This window comes from Arthrobacter sp. NPDC080086 (assembly GCF_040702285.1).
Map to the genome: position 1 here is coordinate 1 of NZ_JBFBKP010000043.1, position 18353 is coordinate 18353.

Annotated in this window: 15 protein-coding genes, 1 tRNA gene and 1 pseudogene; 11 read left to right on the forward strand and 6 right to left on the reverse strand. The window is 68.8% G+C overall.

The window, feature by feature from the left end; genetic code table 11:
* Positions 1-842 (reverse strand): annotated as a pseudogene (locus AB0305_RS14570) (hypothetical protein); the annotation flags it as partial.
* A 435-nt stretch (positions 843-1277) separates the two neighbouring features.
* Between AB0305_RS14570 and acs the strand changes: the two are divergent.
* The 4 genes from acs to AB0305_RS14590 are packed head-to-tail and all read left to right on the forward strand — an operon-like array spanning position 1278 to position 5338.
* Positions 1278-3305, forward strand: a complete 2028-nt coding sequence (gene acs, locus AB0305_RS14575; protein WP_364134676.1) for an acetate--CoA ligase — start codon at positions 1278-1280, stop codon at positions 3303-3305.
* Positions 3306-3349: 44 nt separating this feature from the next.
* Complete coding sequence (locus tag AB0305_RS14580) at positions 3350-3811, forward strand: SRPBCC family protein (protein WP_364134679.1); 462 nt, start codon at positions 3350-3352, stop codon at positions 3809-3811.
* On the forward strand, positions 3808-4296 hold the full coding sequence (gene aroQ / locus AB0305_RS14585) for a type II 3-dehydroquinate dehydratase (protein ID WP_364133861.1): 489 nt from the start codon (positions 3808-3810) through the stop codon (positions 4294-4296). The genes AB0305_RS14580 and aroQ overlap by 4 nt, the downstream gene beginning before the upstream one ends.
* Position 4297: 1 nt before the next feature.
* Complete coding sequence (locus AB0305_RS14590) at positions 4298-5338, forward strand: DUF2332 domain-containing protein (RefSeq protein ID WP_364133864.1); 1041 nt, start codon at positions 4298-4300, stop codon at positions 5336-5338.
* 3 nt (positions 5339-5341) lie between these two features.
* Here AB0305_RS14590 and AB0305_RS14595 read toward each other — a convergent pair whose 3' ends face one another.
* Positions 5342-6523: a MarP family serine protease gene (locus AB0305_RS14595; protein WP_364133866.1), complete on the reverse strand. Its 1182-nt coding sequence runs from the start codon at positions 6521-6523 to the stop codon at positions 5342-5344.
* 227 nt (positions 6524-6750) lie between these two features.
* Between AB0305_RS14595 and AB0305_RS14600 the strand changes: the two genes are divergently transcribed.
* Positions 6751-7428, forward strand: a complete 678-nt coding sequence (locus tag AB0305_RS14600) for a Crp/Fnr family transcriptional regulator (RefSeq protein WP_290256164.1) — start codon at positions 6751-6753, stop codon at positions 7426-7428.
* Positions 7429-7507: 79 nt separating this feature from the next.
* Here AB0305_RS14600 and AB0305_RS14605 read toward each other — a convergent pair whose 3' ends face one another.
* Genes AB0305_RS14605 through AB0305_RS14615 form a run of 3 tightly spaced genes read right to left on the reverse strand, consistent with a single transcriptional unit; the run spans position 7508 to position 9126 of the window.
* Positions 7508-8419, reverse strand: coding sequence for an NUDIX hydrolase (locus AB0305_RS14605; RefSeq protein WP_364133868.1), 912 nt, complete (start codon positions 8417-8419; stop codon positions 7508-7510).
* A gap of 15 nt (positions 8420-8434) precedes the next feature.
* Entirely contained in the window at positions 8435-8968 is a 534-nt protein-coding gene (locus tag AB0305_RS14610; RefSeq protein ID WP_364133871.1) for a RidA family protein, read from the reverse strand.
* A 2-nt stretch (positions 8969-8970) separates the two neighbouring features.
* Positions 8971-9126 carry a DUF4177 domain-containing protein gene (locus AB0305_RS14615; protein WP_003797879.1) on the reverse strand — a complete coding sequence of 52 codons (156 nt, stop codon included), beginning with the start codon at positions 9124-9126 and terminating at the stop codon, positions 8971-8973.
* 37 nt (positions 9127-9163) lie between these two features.
* Between AB0305_RS14615 and AB0305_RS14620 the strand changes: the two genes are divergently transcribed.
* From AB0305_RS14620 to AB0305_RS14640, 5 genes are all read left to right on the forward strand, one after another.
* Complete coding sequence (locus AB0305_RS14620; RefSeq protein WP_364133874.1) at positions 9164-11521, forward strand: transglycosylase domain-containing protein; 2358 nt, start codon at positions 9164-9166, stop codon at positions 11519-11521.
* Positions 11522-11524: 3 nt separating this feature from the next.
* Complete coding sequence (locus AB0305_RS14625; protein WP_364133877.1) at positions 11525-12472, forward strand: metallophosphoesterase; 948 nt, start codon at positions 11525-11527, stop codon at positions 12470-12472.
* Between the two features lie 168 nt (positions 12473-12640).
* Positions 12641-14458 carry an ABC transporter ATP-binding protein gene (locus AB0305_RS14630; RefSeq protein WP_364133879.1) on the forward strand — a complete coding sequence of 606 codons (1818 nt, stop codon included), beginning with the start codon at positions 12641-12643 and terminating at the stop codon, positions 14456-14458.
* Positions 14455-16335 (forward strand): ABC transporter ATP-binding protein, encoded by a 1881-nt coding sequence (locus AB0305_RS14635; protein WP_364133881.1) that lies wholly within the window; start codon positions 14455-14457, stop codon positions 16333-16335. Before AB0305_RS14630 ends, AB0305_RS14635 begins: the two co-directional genes overlap by 4 nt.
* 124 nt (positions 16336-16459) lie before the next feature.
* A tRNA-Pro gene (locus tag AB0305_RS14640) sits at positions 16460-16536 on the forward strand.
* Positions 16537-16704: 168 nt separating this feature from the next.
* Here the strand turns inward: AB0305_RS14640 and AB0305_RS14645 are convergent.
* On the reverse strand, positions 16705-16923 hold the full coding sequence (locus AB0305_RS14645) for a hypothetical protein (protein WP_290256171.1): 219 nt from the start codon (positions 16921-16923) through the stop codon (positions 16705-16707).
* A 131-nt stretch (positions 16924-17054) separates the two neighbouring features.
* Between AB0305_RS14645 and AB0305_RS14650 the strand changes: the two genes are divergently transcribed.
* Positions 17055-18338, forward strand: coding sequence for a helix-turn-helix transcriptional regulator (locus AB0305_RS14650; RefSeq protein ID WP_364133885.1), 1284 nt, complete (start codon positions 17055-17057; stop codon positions 18336-18338).
* Positions 18339-18353: the final 15 nt, after the last annotated feature.

Genomic DNA, 18353 nt, shown 5'->3' on the forward strand with positions numbered 1-18353 from the left:
CCGGCCGCCGCCCAGCCGGAAGCCGGCGCGACGACGCCGTGGGCCTGGGTGGCGGGCTCGGCGGCCGGGCGGGCGGCCTGGGCGGCGTCGCGGGCTTCGTAACCGCGCGGGGTGGATTCGGAGGCAGTGCTGGCAGCGGCGCCGCCGGAGGGGGTGATCCGCTTGGCCCAGCCGGCCAGGGCGGCGCTTGGCTTCGAGGCGGAGCCTTCGGTGGCCGGCTTGGCGGCCTTGGGGGCGCGGGGGCGGCGGAACGGGGCGGCCGCCTCGCGGGCCACAACGTGGGCGGGGGCCTCGGCGCGGTGCAGGAAGTCGCCGGCGAGCGCCGGGATCAGGCGGGCCAGGACCGTGGCGGTGAAGAGGCCGAGCGCGCCGATGAGGCCCAGCAGCATGCTGGGAACGAAGGCGCCGGCGGCCGCCAGGAAGAAAAACGCCACGCTGAAGCTCGCGACGACGGAGCCGAACTGGTCAACGGACAGGGATCCGATCCGGAGCCGGGTGCCCGGGCTGACCCGTCGGGCGACGAACAGGGCGGCGACGATCAGCGGCAGGAGGATCCCGAGGCCCAGGAAGAACAGGCTGCCCAGGTTCCAGAGGTTGTACCGGACCGCGAACATCGGGATCAGGGAAGCGACGAAGAGCACCAGGACGGACCCGAAGACGGTGAGGTCCCGGACGGTGAACGGGCCGGCAACAGCCTCGTTGTTCTTGATGTTCGGCTTGTCCACGGTGAAACGCGGCTGCTCCGCCTTGCCGTGGGACGGCGCCTGCACGGAGGACTGCTGCTCCGCCGGTCCGTCGGTGCGGTTGGGCGCGCGGAGCTGCCCGTTGCCTTGCTCGTTCATTCTGTTCTCCTTAGCGTGGCCGCACCCTGGACAGTGCGGCCTAACGGCAGGCAAAAAAGGGACCCTAAGCGGTCCCCTTTGCCCCCCATCGGATGTCACGACTTCATCTCAGCCTAACCAAGTGCCGGACCGATCACTAGCTGACCGGCCGTCACTCCAGCACCAGATTGCGAAGTCTTTCGCGGCGGCTCCCACGTCGCGGCCGCCCCCGGCGGAGCGCGGCACCGCGGCGCCGCTCGGCGCTAAATAAACACCGTTCGCGGCGGTCGATGTGACGGTGCACACGTTCTGTCAGACCCGGGCGCTAGGGTGTATTTCGGAACAGCACACGAGGCACGTCCGTGACCGGCCGGTGCCCGGAGCCGCGCAGGCGGGACCGGGAACGGTTGACGACGGCGTCCGCGCAGCACGGATCGATGAATGATGAGGTTCACCATGTCCCAGCAGACCCCCGGGTCCACCGTCCCCGCCCGGCAGGGCGACGCCTTCGAAAACCTGTCGCAGGAAAACCGGAAGTTCGCCCCCTCGGCGGAGTTCGCGGCCAATGCCGTGATCACCGAAGCCGAGTACGCGGAGGCCGACGCCGACCGGCCGGCGTTTTGGGCAAAGCAGGCCCGCAGCCTGCTGAGCTGGAGCAAGGACTTCACGCAGACGCTGGACTGGTCCGATCCGCCCTTCGCCAAGTGGTTCGTCGGCGGCGAAGTCAACGCCGCGTACAACGCCCTGGACCGGCACGTCGAGGCCGGCAACGGCGACCGGGTGGCGATCCACTTCGAGGGAGAGCCCGGCGACACCCGGACCTACACCTATGCCCAGCTCACCGAGGAAGTAAAGAAGGCAGCGAACGCCTTCGAGTCCCTGGGCATTGTCAAGGGCGACCGGGTCGCCGTCTACCTGCCGATGATCCCCGAGGCGGTCATCACGCTGCTGGCCTGCGCCCGGATCGGCGCCATCCACTCGGTTGTGTTCGGCGGTTTCTCGGCCGAGGCACTCCGCTCCCGCATCGACGACGCCGAGGCCAAACTCGTCGTCACCGCCGACGGCACCTACCGCCGCGGCAAGCCCAGCCCGCTCAAGGCCGCCGTCGACGAGGCCCTGGCCCACGAAGGTGACGGCACCGGCCACACGGTCCAGAACGTCGTCGTGGTCAAGCGCAACGGCCAGGACGTGGACTGGCACGAGGGCCGGGACCACTGGTGGTCGGACACCGTGGACGCCGCCTCCGCCGTGCACACCGCCGTCGGCCACGACTCAGAGCACCCGCTGTTCATCCTCTATACCTCCGGCACCACGGGGAAGCCCAAGGGCATCCTGCACACCACCGGCGGCTACCTCACGCAGGCGGCCTACACCCACCGCGCCGTGTTCGACCTGCACCCCGAGACGGACGTGTATTGGTGCACGGCCGACGTCGGCTGGATCACCGGCCACTCCTACGTCGCCTACGCGCCGCTGATCAACGGCGCCACCCAGGTGATGTACGAGGGCACGCCGGACTCCCCGCACCAGGGCCGCTGGTGGGAGATCGTGCAGAAGTACAAGGTCTCCATCCTTTACACCGCCCCGACGGCCATCCGGACCTTTATGAAGTGGGGCAAGGACATCCCCGGCAAGTACGACCTCTCCTCCATCCGGGTCCTCGGGTCCGTCGGCGAACCCATCAACCCCGAGGCGTGGATGTGGTACCGCGAGGTTATCGGCGCCAACGCCGGAGCCAACGGCGAGAAGAAGGAGAATCCCGCACCGATCGTGGACACCTGGTGGCAGACCGAGACCGGGGCGCAGATGATCGCCCCGCTGCCCGGGGTCACAGCCACCAAGCCCGGCTCCGCGCAGGTGCCGCTGCCCGGCATCGCCGTGGACGTGGTGGACGAGGCGGGCGAGTCCGTCCCCAATGGCGCCGGTGGCTACCTGGTGATCCGCGAGCCGTGGCCCTCCATGCTGCGGGGCATCTGGGGTGACCCGGAGCGGTTCAAGGAAACCTACTGGTCCCGGTTCGAGACGATGTACTTCGCCGGCGACGGCGCCAAGAAGGACGACGACGGCGACATCTGGCTGCTGGGCCGGGTCGACGACGTCATGAACATCTCCGGCCACCGGCTCTCGACCGCGGAGATCGAGTCGGCGCTGGTCTCCCACCCCGCGGTTGCCGAGGCCGCCGTCGTCGGCGCCGCTGACGAGACCACCGGCCAGGCCGTCGTGGCCTTCGTCATCCTGCGCGGCGACGCCGTGGATTCAGGCGACGCGATGGTGCAGGAACTCCGCAACCACGTGGGCAAGGAGATCGGCCCGATCGCCAAGCCCAAGACCATCCTGATCGTCCCGGAACTGCCGAAGACGCGGTCCGGCAAGATCATGCGGCGGCTACTCAAGGACGTGGCGGAGGGCCGCGAGGTGGGAGATGCCACCACCCTGGCGGACAACACCGTGATGGCGCAGATTGCGGCCTCGCTGAAGAAGTGACCGGCCGGCGGCCCGGAAAGGCACGTCCCGGGGCTGCTGCGGTGGTGGGCGGGAGACGGTGGAGCGTCTCCCGCCGCATCGCTGCGCCGGCCCCGGTGGTGTGGCGCCTGCTCACCGACATCAGGTTCTGGCCGCTTTGGGGACCTTCGATTACCGGGGCGGAGCTGGCAGGGCACCGGCCCGGCGGTGAGGAACACGTGCTCCGCGCCGGGAGCCGGGGAAGGGTCCGGACCGTGGCGGGCGTGAGCCTGACCTTCGCCGTCACTTCCTTCGAGGAGGGCTCCTTCCGGGACGGGTGCGATGAAAAAGGTAGCGCCTGGTCCTGGGCAGTGGCAGGCGTGGCCGCCACCGGACACCGCGTCGGCGCCGCCCCTGGCGGTTGTCTCGTCACCTTCTCCGTCCCCTGGTGGGCTCCGCCGTACCTGCTCGTCTGCGCCGTCGCCCTGCGCCGGATCGATCGGCTGGCGGCGCAGCAGGCCCGCGACGCGCTAGATTGTGAACCATGAGCGAAGCGATCTCCCCCGGGTCCGCCACCGACGGCTCCGGACGCGGCACCATCCTGGTCCTCAACGGGCCCAACCTGAACATGCTGGGGACCCGGGAACCGGAGAAGTACGGCACGGCGACGCTCGCCGACGTCGAACGGCTCGCCGTCGAGGCCGGCGCCGCCCATGGCCTGGCGGTGGAGTGTTTCCAGTCCAACCACGAGGGCGCGCTGGTGGACGCCATCCACGCCGCCCGCGGCAAGGCCATCGGCATCGTCCTGAACGCCGGTGCCTACACCCACACCTCGGTGGCCATCCGGGACGCGATCAGCGCGGTGCAGATCCCCACGGTGGAGGTCCACATCACGAATGTGCACGCCAGGGAATCGTTCCGGCACACGTCCTACCTCTCGGACATCAGCAAGGCGGTCATCGCGGGCGCGGGCGTCCTCGGTTACCGGTTCGCCGTGGACTACCTGGCGGCCTTGGACGCGGGCCGGGCCTGACATGACCCCGGCGGCAGGGACCGGCGCCACGGCCGACTGGTACCGGCACTTCGGCGCCGTCGATGCCCCGGGCAACTCCCCCTGCTACGCCGACTGGTCCCTGCAGATCGCCGAGGACGCCGCCCTGGTGGAACGCATCGACCGGTGGCCGCACGCCAAGCGCCAGCCCCTCCTGCTGCTGGCCGCGGCGCGCTACGCCGGGGCCGCGACCGGTCCGTACCCGCAGTTCCGGGCCTTCCTGGACGCGCACTGGGACGAGGTGTCCCGGACGGTCCTGGGGCGCTCCACCCAGACCAATGAGGCGGGCCGGTGCGCCGCGCTGTTGCCTTCCCTGGCCAGGATCGCCGCGGCCGAGGACCGGCCCCTCGCACTGCTGGAGGTCGGGGCCTCCGCCGGGCTGACCCTGTTTCCCGACCGGTACGGGTACGAATTCGTCGACGGCGGCGCCCTGAGACGGCTGGACCCGCCGGATGCGGCGCCGGGCAGCTACCCGGTGCTGCGCTGTGACACCAAGGGACCGGTCCCGTTGCCGCCCAAGGTGCCGGAGGTGGTGTGGCGGGCGGGGATCGACCTGAACCCGTTGGACGTCAACAATCCCGACGACGTCGCGTGGCTGGAGGCGCTGGTCTGGCCCGAACAGGACTTCCGCCGCGAGCGGCTGCGGCAGGCGATCGCCGTCGCCCGCGCCACGCCGCCGCGGCTCGTGGCCGGCGACCTGAACGAGCACCTGGTCAGCCTCGCGGCCGAGGCCCCGCCGGAGGCCGCACTGGTGGTCTTCCACAGCGCGGTAATGGCCTACCTGGACGCGGACGGGCGGGAACGCTTCCGGGACACCATCGCCCTGCTCGCCGCGGACCGGGGCTGCCACTGGATCTCGAACGAGGGCCACATGGTCATCATGCAGCCGGACGGGTCCAGTGTGGTGCCGGAGATGGACGAGGCAAGGCTCAGGGGACGCTTCCTCGTGATGGAGGACGGCGTGCCCGTGGCCGCGGCCGGGCCCCACGGCCAGAGCCTGGAATGGCTCGAGGGCGCGGGCTAAGGCCTACTTCTTGATGCACTGCCCGGGCGAGACCGGGTCACCCAGGCCGGAGGCCTTCGCCGCGACCGGTCCCAGGTCGTTCATGGTGATCGCGAACCCGAGGGAGTTCTCCGACGTCGACTTCGCGAAGACCACCCCGGCAACCTGGCCGTCCGTGGTCAACAGCGGGCCGCCGGAGTTGCCCGGCTGGACGTCGCCCGCCAGCCGGTAGACATCCTCCGGAGCGGCGTTGTTGCCATAGATGTCCGGCACCAACACGGTGGCGATGTCCCGGATGGCGGCCGGCTTGGACTGGAACGGGCCGCCATGCGGGTACCCCGCGAACGCGGCCGGGCTCCCGGCGGGCAGGTTGGAACTCAACTGAAGCGGCGCGGACCGCAGGCCGTCCACGGCCAGGACCGCGAGGTCGTGCTGGCTGTCGAAGTAGACCACCCGGCCGGGCAGCGCGCCGCCGCCGGGCACCTCGACGACGGGCTCGGGCACGCCGGCAACAACGTGCGCGTTGGTCACCACGCGCCCGGCGGAGACCACGAACCCGGTCCCGGTCTGGTTCTGCCCGCACTGGTAGGCGGTGCCGGCGATCTTCAGGACCGACGCCGAGGCGCGGTTGAGCGCGGGCGTGTCGGTGCTGGCGTCCGGAACGGGGACCGGCTGGCCGCCGATCCCCTCGAACAGGGTGGGGATGCCGTCGCCGATGACGGCGGAGCGCAGCTGCGCGAGGGAGGCCTTGACGGGTGTGGGGGTGACGCCGTCGATGAAGCCGATCACCTTGGAATCCGCCAGCTGCTGGGAGACCAACGGAACGCCGAGGGCACTGACGCTGAAGGCCAGCATGGACATCACGAGGGCGGAGACGGCGACGTTGACGCCGCCGCCGACCACCCGGTCCACGAACCGGAGCGGACTGGGTTTGACGACGCTGCGGATGCGCCGGCCGATCATGGTGCCGAGCCCGTGGCCCAGCATCATCAACGCCACCGTGGCGGCGATGATCGCGGTGAGCCGCCACCCGGGGTCGCCGACAAGGTCGCTGACGATGGGGACAGCGAAGAATGCGGCCACGGCACCGCCCGCGAAGCCGGCGATACCGCCGAGGGTCACCAGGAACCCGTTGCGCAGGCCGTAGATCAGGTAGGACAACAGCGTCAGGATCAACGCGAGGTCCAGGATGGTCAAGCCAAACAACGGGGCTCCTTAGGGGCTGGTAGGAGGCTCATTCTACCGGTGCACCCTGACAGTTTGCGGGGCACGGGCCGCCGCCTGAACGTCGCCGGAGCAGCTGCGGGGCGCCCGCCGGCCCCGGCGCCGCCGCGTCTTCTGGCGCGTCCCGGTGCCAAGTACGTCACAGAAGCCGCAAAATTCTGAAACAATGGCTGAAGCGCCCCAGCCGACACAGTTAGTCAGGAGTTTTCATGGATATCGAGGTATTGCGCCGCGCACCCCTTTTTGCCACGCTCGACGACGAGGCCTTCCGTCTGCTGACGGACGAGCTCACCGAGGTGGACCTTTCCCGCGGTGCCTCGGTCTTCCGGGAAGGCGACCAGGGCGACCAGCTCTACTTCATCGTCTCCGGCAAGGTGAAGCTCGGCCGCACCTCCCCCGACGGCCGCGAGTCGCTGCTGGCGATCCTCGGACCGGGCGAGCTGTTCGGTGAGATGGCCCTCTTCGACCCGAGCCCCCGCACCGCCACCGCGACGGCCGTGTCCGAGACCCGCCTCGCGGGCCTGAAGAACGAGAGCCTGAACGCCCTGCTCCGCAGCCGCCCCGAGGTATCCGCCCAGCTGCTGCAGGCATTGGCCCGCCGCCTGCGCCGCACCAACGACTCCCTCTCGGACCTGGTCTTCTCCGACGTTCCGGGCCGCGTGGCGAAGGCCCTGCTGGACCTCGCAGACCGCTTCGGCCGTCCGGCGACCGACGGCGTGCTGGTCGCCCACGAACTGACCCAGGAAGAGCTCGCGCAGCTGGTCGGCGCCTCCCGCGAGACGGTCAACAAGGCCCTGGCGGAGTTCGTCCAGCGCGGCTGGCTGCGCCTCGAGGCCCGAGCCGTCGTCATCCTGGACATGCAGCGCCTCCGCCAGCGCTCCCGCTAAACGCACCCCAGCAGCAAACACCAAAGGGCCGGCTCCGATTTCCTCGGAGCCGGCCCTTTGGCGTAGTTGACGGGCGGGGCTAGCGTTCGCGCTGGGGCTCGTTGGCGACGGTTTTGGCGGCCTCGACTTCGAGCATGAGCAAGCCGTCCTCCTCCACCAGCGTCGGCTGGTAGACGTGGGCGCTGCGCTTGTAGCTGAGGTAGGCGATGCAGCCGTTGGCGCTGGCCATCTTCTCGAGCATGATCTCCGAGCCGGGAACCAGGAGCTGGCCGAGGCGGAGACCCACGGTGTTCGGCTGGCCCACCTCGTCACCCAACGCGGTGGTGTCCCGCTCGGCAATGACCTTGCGGACGCAGACCCAGCGCGCCCACACACCCTTGCTGGCCAGCATGGACGGCTGCTGATTCATCGGCACGGTGGCGGCGAAGTAGCGGGTATTGAAGCGCCGGTGCGAGAAGTCGGGGCTGAGCCAGTTGACCAGCGGCTTGAGCAGGTCCGTGCGGACGGAGAGGCCGCGCTTGGCCAGCACGTCGGTGAAGGATTTCTCCTGCTCCGCGACGGCTTCCCGGGCCCGCATCCACTCCGGGGAGGTGTTGTTCTCCACCGTGGAGGACAGGTCCGGTCCGGCGAGGAGGATGCCCGTTTCTTCGAACAGCTCGCGGATTGCGCCGATCACGTGCCGGCGGGCGAGGCCGACGTCGGCCGTTCCCATCCGTTCCGCCCAGTAGGCGGGCGGCGGCCCGAGCCAGCCGACGGCGTCGTCGTCGGAGGACTCCAGCGAGCCGCCCGGGAAAGCGAGCACGCCCAGCGGCGAGGTGCCCGGCCGGTAGCCGAGCCAGGTCTCCAGCCCCGTAGGCGAATCCCGGAGCAGCACCACGGAGGAGGCGAAACGCGGGGCGCGCGGGGTGCGCTCCCCGTGTTCCAGCCAGCTGCGGGCCGCTCCCTCGAGGTCCGGGGGAAGATCAAACAAACGTCGTGCGAGGTGAGGCAAGGAAAGCGACCGGCCTTAGGCAAATTCTGCGATCAGTTCGACTTCCACCGGGGAATCGAGCGGCAGGACGGAGACACCGACGGCGGAGCGGGCGTGCTGGCCGGCGTCGCCGAGAACCTTGCCCAGCAGCTCGGAGGCGCCGTTGATGACGCCGGGCTGGCCGGTGAAGGACGGGTCGGAGGAGACGAAGCCGACCACCTTGACGATCCGGGTGATCCGGTCCAGGTCGCCGATGACGCTCTTGACCGCGGCGAGGGCGTTCACGGCGCAGATCGCGGCGTAGCGCTGGGCGTCTTCCGGGGAGACGGTGGCCTCGTCGGAGGCACCCTCGGCGCCGGAGGAGACCTTGCCGGTCTCTTCCAGGCGTCCGCCGACAAACGGCAGCTGGCCGGAGGTGTAGACGTGGTTGCCGGAGACGACGGCGGGCACGTAGGCGGCCACGGGTGCGGCCACCTCGGGGAGCGTCAGGCCGAGTTCGGCGAGGCGCTGTTCGACGGCGGACGTGGCGCCCGCGGAGGCTGCCGGCGTCGTGGCTTCGGACGTGCTCATGGTTACTGCTTCTCCCGCTTCAGGTAGGCCACCAGGCCGTTGCCGTCGGGGCCCGGAACTACCTGCACCAGCTCCCAGCCGTCGTCACCCCACTGATCAAGAATCTGCTTGGTGGCGTGAATAATGAGCGGAATCGTGGCGTACTCCCATTTGGTCATGAAGGAAAGCCTAGTGCTTGCCGCTAAAGTGGAAAACATGGCGACTGGTAAGAACCCTGTATTCGACACTGCCACCACCCTCGGAAAGCTCATCCTTTTCCTTGGCGTGAGTGTTGTCTGTGGCGTGCTCGTTGCGGGGCTGCTTGTTCCCGCCGCGGCGCTCTCGGGCAACACGGCCAGCGGGTCGATCAAATTCTTTGAGGCCCTCCCGGCGGAACTCCAGGTGGACCCGCCGAGCCAGGCCACCACCATCCTCGCCGCCGACGGCAGCGTGATCGCCAGCGTCTACTCGGAGAACCGCACGCGCGTCTCCCTGGACCAGATGTCTCCGTACATCAAGGACGCCGTGGTCTCGATCGAGGACAGCCGCTTCTACGAGCACGGCGGCGTGGACACCACCGGTATCCTCCGCGCGCTCGTGGCGACCGCCCGCGGCAACAAGCAGGGCGCCTCCACCATCACGCAGCAGTACGTGAACAACGTCATCAACTCCTCTCTGGAGATGGAGGGCAAGAGCGACCAGGTGCTCCTCAACGGCGTCAACAAGAGCATCGGCGACAAGCTCCGCGAGATGAAGCTCTCGATCGCCCTGGAGAAGAAGTTCTCCAAGGAGCAGATCCTCGAGGGCTACCTCAACATCGTCTTCTTCAACCGCGACGCCTACGGCATCGAGGCGGCCTCGAAGTTCTTCTTCAGCACCTCCGCCAAGGACCTGACGCTGCCGCAGGCCGCGCTGCTGGCCGGCCTGGTCAACAGCCCGTCCTTCTACGACCCGATCACCCACCCGGACAACGCCAAGGTCCGCCGCGACCTGGTCCTCAAGGCCATGCTCACCCAGGGAAAGATCAAGCAGGCCGACTACGACGCCGCCGTCGCCACCCCGGTGGAAACCAAGGTGACCCAGCCCAAGCAGGGCTGCGGCAACGCCACCATGGCCCCGTACTTCTGCGACTACGTCATGCACCTGCTGCAGAACAACCCCGCCTACGGCGCGGACGCCGATGCCCGGGAGCGGAAGATTTTCCGCGGCGGCCTGACCATCAAGACCACCTTGGACCCCAAGGCCCAAGCCGTGGCCCAGGAGCAGGTCAACGCCACCGCCGGGGCTAACCCGGACAAGTGGGGAGCCTCGCTGGTGTCCGTCCAGCCCGGCACCGGCAAGATCATCGACATGGCCCAGAACACTTCCTTCCTGGCCGGCGACGGCAAGTTCGATACCCAGCTGAACTTCAACGTCGACGCCTATGACAGCAAGGGCCAGGACCTCAACGGCGTGGGCGGCATGCAGCCCGGCTCGACCATGAAGCCGTTCACGTTTGCGGAGTGGCTGAACGAGGGCAAGTCGATGAACACCATCGTCGACGGCTCCGTCCGGAAATATCCGATCAACTTCAAGTGGAGGAATTCCTGCGGCGTGACCACCGGCGCCTACAACACGGCGGAGTCGGCACTGGGTGCGGCGGACGACCTGCAGAATGCCGAGGACGGCTACTACAAGCCCATGACGGTCCTGCAGGGCCTGTATAACTCCATCAACACGGTGACCTTCGCTTCCGCAGCCCAGTTGGACTTCTGCGGTATCCAGAAGATGGTGGATTCCGTGGGGCTGCACTCGGGACTCCCCGCCAAGGACAAAGACCAAAAGATCATCCTTGATGCCAACGGCAACATCGCGGACCCGAACCCCAAGATCAACATGTTCACGACGGGGAACCTGCTGGGCTCCACCCAGACGTCGCCGCTGGCCATGGCCAGCGCCTTCGCGACCTTCGCCAACGACGGCAAGTACTGCGAGCCGATCGCCATCACCTCGGTGACCGACGCCAACGGAGCGCAGTTGCCAGCCCAGAACACCAACTGCCGGGACGCGGTCAAGCCCGAAGTTGCCCGCGGCGTGAACTACGCGCTGCAGGAGGTCTTGAACCGCGGTTCCGGCTCACTGATCCGGCCGCGGATCTCCACCCGGACCGATTTCCCGATCGGCGCGAAGACGGGTACCTCGAACAACAACGGTTCCACCTGGGTGGTGGGCCACACCACCGGCCTGGCCACCGCCTCCTGGTTCGGTGACGCGCTGGGCGCCCAGGGCCGAGCCGGCCAGAACCTCACGATCAACGGCCAGTTCTACAAGGGCATCGACGGCTACATGCTCGCCGGGCCGCAGTTCTCGAACTTTATGTCCGCCGTTGCCCCGGGCTACGGAACGAATCCGTTCCCGGAGCCGCCGTCCAACCTGCTCAACGGCTACACGCCCAGCCCGGTGCCCAACACCCGGCAGAACACCCAGGCGACGCCGGCACCGAATAACCCGGCACCGAGCAGCCCGGCTGCACCGGCTCCCGCGCCGAGCAGCCCGGCACCGGCCCCGACCAAGCCCGGCAACGGTAACGGCTAACACATGGCCGACATGAGCACGCTGGCGAGCCGCGTCCGAAGCATCGGGCGCGGCCTTGCCGTCACCACCGCCGTCGGAGCCGCGGCGGGTGCCGCCGCCACGGGTTACGGCCTGTGGGAGAAGAACCAGTTCGTCCTGCGCGAGGAGTCGCTGGCGATCCTGCCCCCGGGCTACGGCCCGCTGCGCGTGCTGCACCTCAGCGACATCCACTTCATTCCCGGGCAGCGTAAGAAGGCCGACTGGCTGGCCTCCCTGGCGGAGCTGGAGCCGGACCTGGTGGTCAACACCGGCGACAATGTCAGCCACGTCAAGGCCATCGGCCCGGTCCTCGACGCCCTCCGGCCGTTGCTTCGGTTCCCGGGCGTCTTCGTGCCGGGATCCAATGACTACTACGCGCCCCGGTTCAAGAACCCCGCGTCGTACTTCACCGGCCCCTCCTCCACCCCCAAGACCCCCGTGGCCCTCGACTGGCCCCGGCTGCGCACCGGATTCGGCATGTCCGGCTGGGTGGACCTGACCAACCGCTGCCAGTCCCTGGTGGTGGACGGCCTCCGGCTGGACTTCTCCGGCGTGGACGACCCGCACCTGCGCCTGGAAAAGTACGCCGGCTGGCCCCGCGGCACCCGCGGCCAGGACACCAAACCGCACCTGCGGATCGCCGTCGCCCATGCCCCCTACCAGCGCGTCCTGGACCACTTCACCGACGACGCGGCAGACCTGATCCTCGCCGGGCACACCCACGGCGGCCAGATCTGCCTCCCCGGCTACGGCGCGCTCGTAGCCAACTGCGACCTGCCCACCTGGCGGGCCAAGGGCCTGCACGACTGGGAAAGCAACGGGCGGACGACGCCGGTCAACGTCTCCGGCGGCATCGGCACCTCACGCTTCGCCCCGGTCCGCATCGCCTGCAAGCCCGAGGCCGTGCTGCTGACCCTCACCGCGAAGGCTTAGACGCACCGGCCCGCAGCGGTCCGGTCATTACGGAACATAATTTCTGCGCCAGATTCGCGGGGGCCGCAGAATGCTGTGAACGTGGTCACGCCATGGCCTAGGGTAGTTGCTACCGGAAACTACATTCAGTTGCGTAAACCCTTTCGCAGTTGCAGTTAAGAAGCAGGCATGGCTACACAGACCCCGTTCTTCACTTCCATCAACCGCCTCTATCCCCACGTCCGGCCGATCCTGCCGCGCCTGATCATGGGCCTGCTCAGTGCCCTGATGGCCAGCGTCGTCGCCCTCGCTATCCCCCAGGTCCTGCGGGTCCTGATCAACGATTCGCTCAAGCCCGGCGGCAGCGGCCAGGCTGTCTGGATCTCCGCCGGGATCGTCCTGCTGCTCGGCATCGCCGAGGCCGGGTTGGTGGCCTTGCGCCGGCAATTCGTGATCAACCCCGCCACCACGGTGGAAACCCGGATGCGGGTCTCCCTCTACGACCACCTGCAGGACCTCGCCGTGGCGTTCCACGACCGGTGGGGGTCAGGGCAGCTCCTGTCCCGGGCCATGACGGACCTGAACTTCCTCCGCCGCTGGATGGCCTTCGGCGCGATCATGCTGGTGGTCACCACGCTGACCGTGCTGATCGGCGTCGTGGTCATGTTCGCCATGAGCTGGCAGCTGGCCCTGATCTTCCTCGCCGCGGCCGTTCCGATCATGATCTACGGCTTCCGGTTCCGGACCCGGTACTCCAAGGTGGCCCGCCGCAGCCAGGACCAGGCCGGTGACCTGGCCACCACCGTGGAGGAATCGGTCCACGGCATCCGCGTGCTCAAGGCGTTCGGGCGCAGCCGCGAGGCCCTGGAGAACTTCAACGAACAAGCCGAGGAACTGCGCCAGACCGAGATCGATAAGGCCAAGCACCTGGCCACCTTCAGCCTCGTGGTCACACTGCTGCCCGAACTCGCGCTCGGCGCCGGCCTGGTCGTCGGCGTCCTGCTCGCCGCCGACGGCCAGCTCAGCATCGGCGCCCTGGTGGCCTTCTTCGCCACCGCCGCCGTCATCGCCGCCCCCGTGGAGGTCTGCGGCATGCTCCTGGCCATGGCGCTGACAGCCAAGACCGCCATCGACCGGCACTTCGAGGTGATGGACGCGGTGAACACCATCACCAGCCCGGAGCAGCCCCGCAGCCCGGTCGACCTGAAGGGGGCGCTGTCCTTCCGGCACGCCACCTTCGCCTTCGACGACGCCCCGGACAAGCCCATCCTCAAGGACATCACCCTGGACATCAGGCCCGGCGAGACCATGGCACTGGTGGGCATCACCGGCAGCGGCAAGAGCGCCCTGCTGCAACTGGTCCCCCGCCTTTTCGACGTGACCGCCGGTTCGGTGGAGATCGACGGCGTCGACGTGCGCGAGTTCGACGTCGCCGGGCTGCGCAGCGCCGTGGCGGTCGCCTTCGAGGACACCACCCTGTTCTCCAACTCGGTCCGGGACAACGTCCTGCTCGGCGTCGCGGACACCGTCCCCCCGGAGCGCCGGGAGGAGATCCTGGCCGAGGCCCTGGACACCGCCCAGGCCCACTTCGCCTACTCGCTGCCCGAGGGACTCGACACCCTGATCGGCGAGGAGGGCCTCAGCCTCTCCGGCGGCCAGCGCCAGCGCATCGCCCTGGCCCGCGCCGTCGCCGCCGACCCCACCGTGCTGGTCCTCGACGACCCGCTCTCGGCTCTGGACGTCAATACCGAGGAACTGGTGGAAACCCGGCTGCGCGAGGTCCTCGCGGACACCACCACCCTGGTGGTGGCACACCGGCCCTCCACCGTGGCCCTCGCGGACCGGGTGGCCCTGCTGCAGGACGGCCGGATCACCGCGGTGGGCACCCACACCGAACTGCTGGCGAAGAACAGCCACTACCGCTACGTCATCGCCAGCCTGGACCCGGAACCGCGGGACCTGGACTCCGAGCTTTCCGCCCTCGAGGCCGAGGAGGTTTCGCCATGAGCACCGCCACCTTCGGCACCGCGAACGAGGACAACGCCCACCTCTCCAAGACCGAGAGCCGCGCCGTGCGGCGCCGCTCCCTGGCCCTGCTGGGCTCCCTGATCCGGCCCGTCCGGCTGCGCTTCTGGCTCACTATCGCCGCCGTCGTCCTGTCCCAGGCCGCCCGTGTGGCAGGCCCCGCCCTGATCGCCTTCGGCATCGACCGGGCGCTCCCCGCGCTGCAATCCGGGGACAGCTTCCCGCTGGTCTTCGCCGGCGCGGCCTACCTGGCGGCGGCGATCGCGACGGCATGGCTGACCGCCCTCTACGTGACGTCCACCGCCCGGCTGAGCCAGTCAATGCTGCTGGACTTGCGGGTCCGGGTCTTCCGGCAGACGCAGCGGCTGAGCCTGGAGTTCCACGAGAAGTACACCTCGGGCCGGATCATCGCCCGGCAGACCTCCGATTTGGAAGCGCTGCGCGAACTCCTGGACTCCGGGGTCTCGTCGCTCGCGTCGGGGCTGCTGTTCATGATCTTCACGGCCATCACCATCTTCGCCCTGGACTGGCGCAGCGGCCTGCTGGTCCTGGCCGCCGGCGTCCCGATGTACTTCCTGTCCCGCTGGTACCAGAAGCATTCGCAGATCGCATTCCGGGAGTCCCGGGTGGTCTCGGCCCGGCTGATCGTGCACTTCGTGGAGACCATGACCGGCATCCGTGCCGTGAAGGCCTTCCGCAAGGAACGGCAGAACGCCGAACGCTACGCCGAGCTGTCCGAGGAATACCGGCTGGTCACGGTCCGTTCGATCAACCTCAACGGCGTCTTCCAGCCCGGCCTGGTGCTGATCGGCAACATCTGCGTGGCCGTCGTCCTGCTGGTGGGCGGCTTCCGGGTGCTCGACGGCGGCCTGGCCGTCGGCGTGCTGCTGGCCCTGATCCTCTCCACCAAGCGCTTCTTCCAGCCGGTGGACCAGATGGCGATGTTCTACAACTCGTTCCAGAGCGCCCAGGCGGCCCTCGAGAAGGTCTCCGGCCTGCTCGAGGAGGTGCCCACCGTCCGCCCGCCGGAACACCCGGTGGCCCTCCCCCGCGCCACCGGCCGGATCGACTTCAACCAGGTGGAATTCCGCTACGGTGACGGCCCGGTCATCATCCCCACCCTGGACCTGCACATCCCGGCCGGCCAGACGGTCGCCCTGGTGGGCCAGACCGGCGCGGGTAAGTCCACGCTGGCCAAGCTGATCGCCCGGTTCTACGACGTCTCGGCCGGGTCGTTGACGCTCGACGGCGTCGACCTGCGGCAACTCGCGACGGCGGACCTGCGCCGCAACGTCGTCATGGTCACCCAGGAGGCCTTCCTGTTCAGCGGCACCGTGGCGGACAACATCGCCCTGGGCCGGCCGGATGCGAGCCGCGAGGAGATCGAGGCGGCAGCCAAGGCCGTCGGGGCGCACGGGTTCATCACCGAGCTTCCGGACGGGTACGACACCGATGTGAACAAGCGCGGCGGACGCGTCTCGGCCGGCCAGCGCCAGCTGATCAGCTTCGCCCGCGCGTTCCTGGCCCGGCCCGCGGTGCTGATCCTGGACGAGGCCACCTCCTCCCTGGACATCCCGTCCGAGCGCATGGTCCAGGCCGGGCTCGCCAGCCTGCTCCGCGGCACCGGCGGGGCGGACAGTGGCCCCGCCGCCGGCTCTTCAGACGGCCCCGCAAACGCCGACGCCGGCAGCCGCACCGCGCTGATCATCGCGCACCGCCTCTCCACCGTGGAGACCGCGGACCGGGTGCTGGTGGTCCACGACGGCAAGGTGGTGGAGGACGGGTCGCCCGCGGAACTGATTGGTGGCGGCGGCCGTTTCGCCACCCTGCACGGGGCCTGGAAGGACTCGCTGGTCTAAGCCGGAGCCGCCGGTGCCCGCCCGGATGGGTAACACCGCCGCGGGAGGACGTTTCGGCGGTCCCGATTTCGCATCCGGGGCCGGTATCGGATACTCTTGTGAAGTTGCTTTTGCAGCAACGGATCGGGATGTGGCGCAGCTTGGTAGCGCGCGTCGTTCGGGACGACGAGGTCGCAGGTTCAAATCCTGTCATCCCGACCAGTCAAAAGAGGGCCTTCCAGCTGGAAGGCCCTCTTTTTTGTGTCCGCTCACCGGGTGTGAACCTTGGCGGCGGCCGGCCCAAAACGACGCCGGACACGTCACGGCCCCGGCATCCTGGGATGCCGGGGCCGTGGAGTCTGCCGGTCGGTAATGAGATCGAGTCAGGGATTACATCGGGTCGGGCCAGTTGCCGACATTGGTGGAGTAGGTCATCGGGTCCGGCCAGTTGCCCACCGCGGAGGCCACGCGCATCGGGTCGGGCCAGTTGCCGACGGCGGTAACCTGCGTGGAATCGGAGCTGGAGCCGGCGGCGATGATGCCGGGAGCCGCTGCGGAGAAGGCCAAGGCCCCTGCGAGTGCCAGGCCTGCTGCAATCTTCTTCACCATGGTGATCCTCAAATCTTGAGTCGGAGTCGTTACCAAGTCTGTAGTTCCCTTGTTGACATACATTGTAAAATTTCTTCCACAGAGGCTGTCAAGCATTTAGTACATCGATTGTCCGGAATGAGGTGGGATCCGTGGGGAACGGATTTGGCGAAAAACTCCGCGCGGAGCGGTTGGACCGCGGGCTCACACAGGCGGAACTGGGCAAGGATTTGTACTCGCCCAGCTACATCTCCCTGCTCGAAACCGGGCGCCGCGAACCCACCGCCGACGTCATCGAGGAACTGGCCCGACGCCTGGACCTGGCCCCGAAGGCCCTCGAGGCCTGGAGCCAGCCGGTCTCCATCAGCGACGCCGAGTATGTGCTGGCCGGCCTCTACGCCCGCCAGGCCTGGGATCTCCGGGACTACCCGCTGGCCGCGCAGCACGCCGCGACCGCCGCGCAGATCGCCCTGGATTCCAAGAACACCAGCGCCTGGTGGAACATGACCTACATGCAGGCCGAGTGCCTGATCAAGCAGGGCCTCTGGGCCGAGTGCCGGGCCATGGTCCAGCGCCTCCTGGACCACCCGCTGGCCGCCGAATCGGCGGGCCTGGGGGTCCGGGCCCGGCAGATGCTCGCCGCCGCCGCACAGGGCCAGGGCCAGCTGAAGGACGCCGTCGACTACGCCCAGGAGGCTGTCCGGCTCTGCGCACAGCTGCCGAAAGGCTCCACCATGATCATCGGTGCCCTGCGCGCCCTGATCGGCGCCTTGGCCGAGAGCGGCCGCCTGGACGAGGCCTGGAAGTACTGCCAGGAGATGAACGCGGAGATGGAAGGCCAATCGCTGCCGCAACTGGCCGGCGAGGTGGCCTGGGTGGTGGGCAACGTCGCCTTCATGCGCCATGACTACGCGGAGGGCATCAAGTACCACGAGGAGGCCGGCAAGCTCCTCTCCCCCGCCTACGACATCGACCTCTGGGCCCGGTTCAACAAGGCCTCCGCCGCGGTGCGGCTCTCCTCCGGGATCGTCGAGCCGGAAACCCTGTCCGCGATCGAGCGGGCGGAGCTGGCCCTCTCGATCGTCGGCGGCACGGACACGGACCGGCTGGAGGTCGCCTTCATCCGCGCCCGGTGGCTCTACCTCACCGGGGACATCATAGGCGCGGTGCAGAAACTGCGCGAGATCCACGCGGAACGCTCTCTCTTGGCACGGCACACGGCCGGCGAGGTGTCGCTGCTGCTGGGCAAGGCACTCAAGGCCGCCGGCGAGGCGGAGGAGGCGCTGGTCTACCTGGACGAGGCGCAGAAGGACTTCAGCGCCGCCGGGGCCTCGGACCGCGTCCAGCAGGCGCTGGACGCGGTCCTGGAGATCAAGCTGGCCCAGCGCCGCGCCGAGGCGGCGTCCGCAGGCAGCCAGCAGCCGACCCCCAGCTGAGAGGGGCCATTAGCC

Coding starts and splice junctions, on each gene's coding strand:
- acs (WP_364134676.1), top strand. CDS start 1,278: ATGTCCCAGCAGACCCCCGGGTCCACCGTCCCCGCCCGGCAGGGCGAC.
- aroQ (WP_364133861.1), top strand. CDS start 3,808: ATGAGCGAAGCGATCTCCCCCGGGTCCGCCACCGACGGCTCCGGACGC.
- AB0305_RS14590 (WP_364133864.1), top strand. CDS start 4,298: ATGACCCCGGCGGCAGGGACCGGCGCCACGGCCGACTGGTACCGGCAC.
- AB0305_RS14600 (WP_290256164.1), top strand. CDS start 6,751: ATGGATATCGAGGTATTGCGCCGCGCACCCCTTTTTGCCACGCTCGAC.
- AB0305_RS14610 (WP_364133871.1), bottom strand. CDS start 8,968: ATGAGCACGTCCGAAGCCACGACGCCGGCAGCCTCCGCGGGCGCCACG.
- AB0305_RS14615 (WP_003797879.1), bottom strand. CDS start 9,126: ATGACCAAATGGGAGTACGCCACGATTCCGCTCATTATTCACGCCACC.
- AB0305_RS14620 (WP_364133874.1), top strand. CDS start 9,164: ATGGCGACTGGTAAGAACCCTGTATTCGACACTGCCACCACCCTCGGA.
- AB0305_RS14625 (WP_364133877.1), top strand. CDS start 11,525: ATGGCCGACATGAGCACGCTGGCGAGCCGCGTCCGAAGCATCGGGCGC.
- AB0305_RS14630 (WP_364133879.1), top strand. CDS start 12,641: ATGGCTACACAGACCCCGTTCTTCACTTCCATCAACCGCCTCTATCCC.
- AB0305_RS14635 (WP_364133881.1), top strand. CDS start 14,455: ATGAGCACCGCCACCTTCGGCACCGCGAACGAGGACAACGCCCACCTC.
- AB0305_RS14645 (WP_290256171.1), bottom strand. CDS start 16,923: ATGGTGAAGAAGATTGCAGCAGGCCTGGCACTCGCAGGGGCCTTGGCC.